The following is a 3,374-nucleotide window of genomic DNA, read 5'->3' as shown; positions in this document are numbered from 1 at the left end:
GATGTGAGGGTGAACATGCGCTTGGCAGACCTGGCAGCGACCTACTCTCCCGCGTCTTGAGACGAAGTACCATCAGCGCTGGAGCGTTTCACGGCCGAGTTCGGAATGGGATCGGGTGCAGCCGCTCCGCCATAACCACCAGGTCGGCAAAACGCATGTTCAATCGAGAAGCTGTCTATTTGTGCCAAGGCGACGTCTGCGTTTTGCCGACGGGCGAAGCCCGCAAGCGCGACTGCGCGTCGCCGGTCGTCCGGCGCCCTCGCTTAAGCTTTGGCCCCGAAGGGGCCGCTCATGCGTAAGCGCCGATGGATATGAGTAATGAGAACGATCAAGCCTATCGAACTATTAGTACCGGTAAGCTTCAAGCGTTGCCGCTCTTCCACACCCGGCCTATCAACGTGGTCGTCTTCCACGGTTCTCAGGGAATACTCGTTTCAAGGTGGGTTTCCCGCTTAGATGCCTTCAGCGGTTATCCCGTCCGGATATAGCTACCCTGCAATGCGGCTGGCGCCACAACAGGTCCACCAGAGATCCGTCCATCCCGGTCCTCTCGTACTAGGGACAGATCCTTTCAATATTCCTACACCCACGGCAGATAGGGACCGAACTGTCTCACGACGTTCTGAACCCAACTCACGTACCGCTTTAAATGGCGAACAGCCATACCCTTGGGACCTGCTCCAGCCCCAGGATGCGATGAGTCGACATCGAGGTGCCAAACAACCCCGTCGATATGGACTCTTGGGGGTCATCAGCCTGTTATCCCCGGCGTACCTTTTATCCGTTGAGCGATGGCCCTTCCACGCGGGACCACCGGATCACTATGACCGACTTTCGTCTCTGCTCGACTTGTCAGTCTCGCAGTCAGGCAGGCTTATGCCATTGCACTCAGCGAACGATTTCCGACCGTTCTGAGCCCACCATCGCGCGCCTCCGTTACTCTTTAGGAGGCGACCGCCCCAGTCAAACTACCCACCATACATTGTCCCGGACCCGGATAACGGGCCGCGGTTAGACATCCATAGTAATAAGGGTGGTATTTCAAGGGTGGCTCCACCTGAGCTGGCGCCCAGGCTTCAAAGCCTACCACCTATCCTACACATGCCACTACGAATGCCAATGTAAAGCTATAGTAAAGGTGCACGGGGTCTTTCCGTCTAACCGCAGGAACCCCGCATCTTCACGGGGAATTCAATTTCACTGAGTCTATGCTGGAGACAGCGGGGAAGTCGTTACGCCATTCGTGCAGGTCGGAACTTACCCGACAAGGAATTTCGCTACCTTAGGACCGTTATAGTTACGGCCGCCGTTTACTGGGGCTTCGATTCAGAGCTTGCACCCCTCCTCTTAACCTTCCAGCACCGGGCAGGCGTCAGACCCTATACGTCGCCTTGCGGCTTCGCAGAGCCCTGTGTTTTTGATAAACAGTCGCTACCCCCTGGTCTGTGCCACCCTCCTCCACTTGCGTAGAAAAGGGTCACGCTTCTTCCGAAGTTACGCGTGCAATTTGCCGAGTTCCTTCAGCATAGTTCTCTCAAGCGCCTTGGTATACTCTACCTGACCACCAGTGTCGGTTTCGGGTACGGTCTATAAGGAGGAGCTATTTCCTGGAACCACTCCGCTGCCCGTTCAATCCGATAAGATTGGACAACTTGTGTGATCCGTCACTACCTCCAGGCCCACGAATATTAACGTGGTTCCCATCGACTACGCGTTTCCGCCTCGTCTTAGGGGCCGGCTAACCCTGCTCAGATTAACTTTAAGCAGGAACCCTTGGTCTTTCGGCGGGGGAGTCTCTCACTCCCCTTACGTTACTCATGTCAGCATTCGCACTTCTGATACCTCCACCGCCCCTCACGGGTACGGCTTCATCAGCTTACAGAACGCTCCGCTACCGCTCGTGATTGCTCACGAACCCTAAGCTTCGGTGTATGGCTTTAGCCCCGTTACATTTTCGGCGCAAAGACCCTTATTTAGACCAGTGAGCTGTTACGCTTTCTTTAAATGATGGCTGCTTCTAAGCCAACATCCTGGTTGTTTTGGGATCCTCACATCCTTTCCCACTTAGCCATAACTTGGGGACCTTAGCTGTAGGTCAGGGTTGTTTCCCTTTTCACGACGGACGTTAGCACCCGCCGTGTGTCTGCCGACTAGTACTCCCAGGTATTCGGAGTTTGGTTAGGTTTGGTAATCCGGTGAGGACCCCTAGCCCATCCAGTGCTCTACCCCCTGGGGTATTCGGTCGACGCTCTACCTAAATAGATTTCGCGGAGAACCAGCTATTTCCGAGTTTGATTGGCCTTTCACCCCTAGCCACAAGTCATCCCGAACTATTGCAACAGTTATGGGTTCGGTCCTCCAGTAAGTGTTACCTTACCTTCAACCTGCTCATGGCTAGATCACTCGGTTTCGGGTCTAATGCGACGAACTGAACGCCCTGTTCAGACTCGCTTTCGCTGCGCCTACACCTACCGGTTTAAGCTTGCTCGTCACACTAAGTCGCTGACCCATTATACAAAAGGTACGTGGTCATCCTTGCGGACTCCCACTGTTTGTAGGCAATCGGTTTCAGGTACTCTTTCACTCCCCTTGTCGGGGTGCTTTTCACCTTTCCCTCACGGTACTAGTTCGCTATCGGTCATGCACGAGTACTTAGGCTTGGAAGGTGGTCCTCCCAATTTCAGACAGGATTTCACGTGTCCCGCCTTACTCGAGGACGATTGATCGCATTACGCGTACGGGGCTGTCACCCGCTATGGCCCTACTTTCCAGAAGGTTCCGCTTGTCTCTCAATCGCCACTGGCCTGGTCCGGGTTCGCTCGCCACTACTTCCGGAGTCTCGGTTGATGTCCTTTCCTACGGGTACTTAGATGTTTCAGTTCCCCGCGTTCGCCACTTTATCCCTATGGATTCAGGATAAGTTACCTATTAGCGATACTTGGAAACCACAGCAGCAGATTGCTCCGCTGCTCTGATTTTCCAAGTACCTTAGGTGGGTTTCCCCATTCGGAGATCTACGGATCAAAGGGTATTCGCACCTCCCCGTAGCTTATCGCAGCGTATCACGTCCTTCATCGCCTGTGCATGCCAAGGCATCCACCAATTGCCCTTAAGACACTTGATCGTTCTCATTGCCAATACCCATCGCGCGATCTCGCAGAGATCGTCGCTTCAGCCTCTCCCTTACGAGATTAGCTAAGCGCGATCCGAAGGATCGTCGCCTCAGCAACACCCTGTGCGGGGTATCACTGAATGGAATTGGCACAAAAAGACCAGCTTCTCGAGATCCGTTCGAGGGCGCGGTTAGGCAAACCCATCATATGCTGGAGATTGAGCGTCTCCAGCGACAAATCATGGCCCTTTCGGAACCCATG

General features: G+C 54.2%; 2 rRNA genes. Both read right to left on the bottom strand.

What is annotated here, in order from left to right:
* Window positions 1-28: 28 nt before the first annotated feature.
* Window positions 29-143, bottom strand: a 5S ribosomal RNA gene (rrf, locus tag E5X34_RS32345).
* A gap of 181 nt (window positions 144-324) precedes the next feature.
* Window positions 325-3,124: ribosomal RNA gene (locus tag E5X34_RS32340) — 23S ribosomal RNA — on the bottom strand.
* Between the last annotated feature and the right edge of the window lie 250 nt (window positions 3,125-3,374).

It is taken from the genome of Mesorhizobium sp. (genome assembly GCF_004963255.1).
Taxonomy (GTDB): Bacteria; Pseudomonadota; Alphaproteobacteria; order Rhizobiales; family Rhizobiaceae; genus Mesorhizobium.
This window is presented reverse-complemented; position numbering and strand designations above follow the sequence as displayed.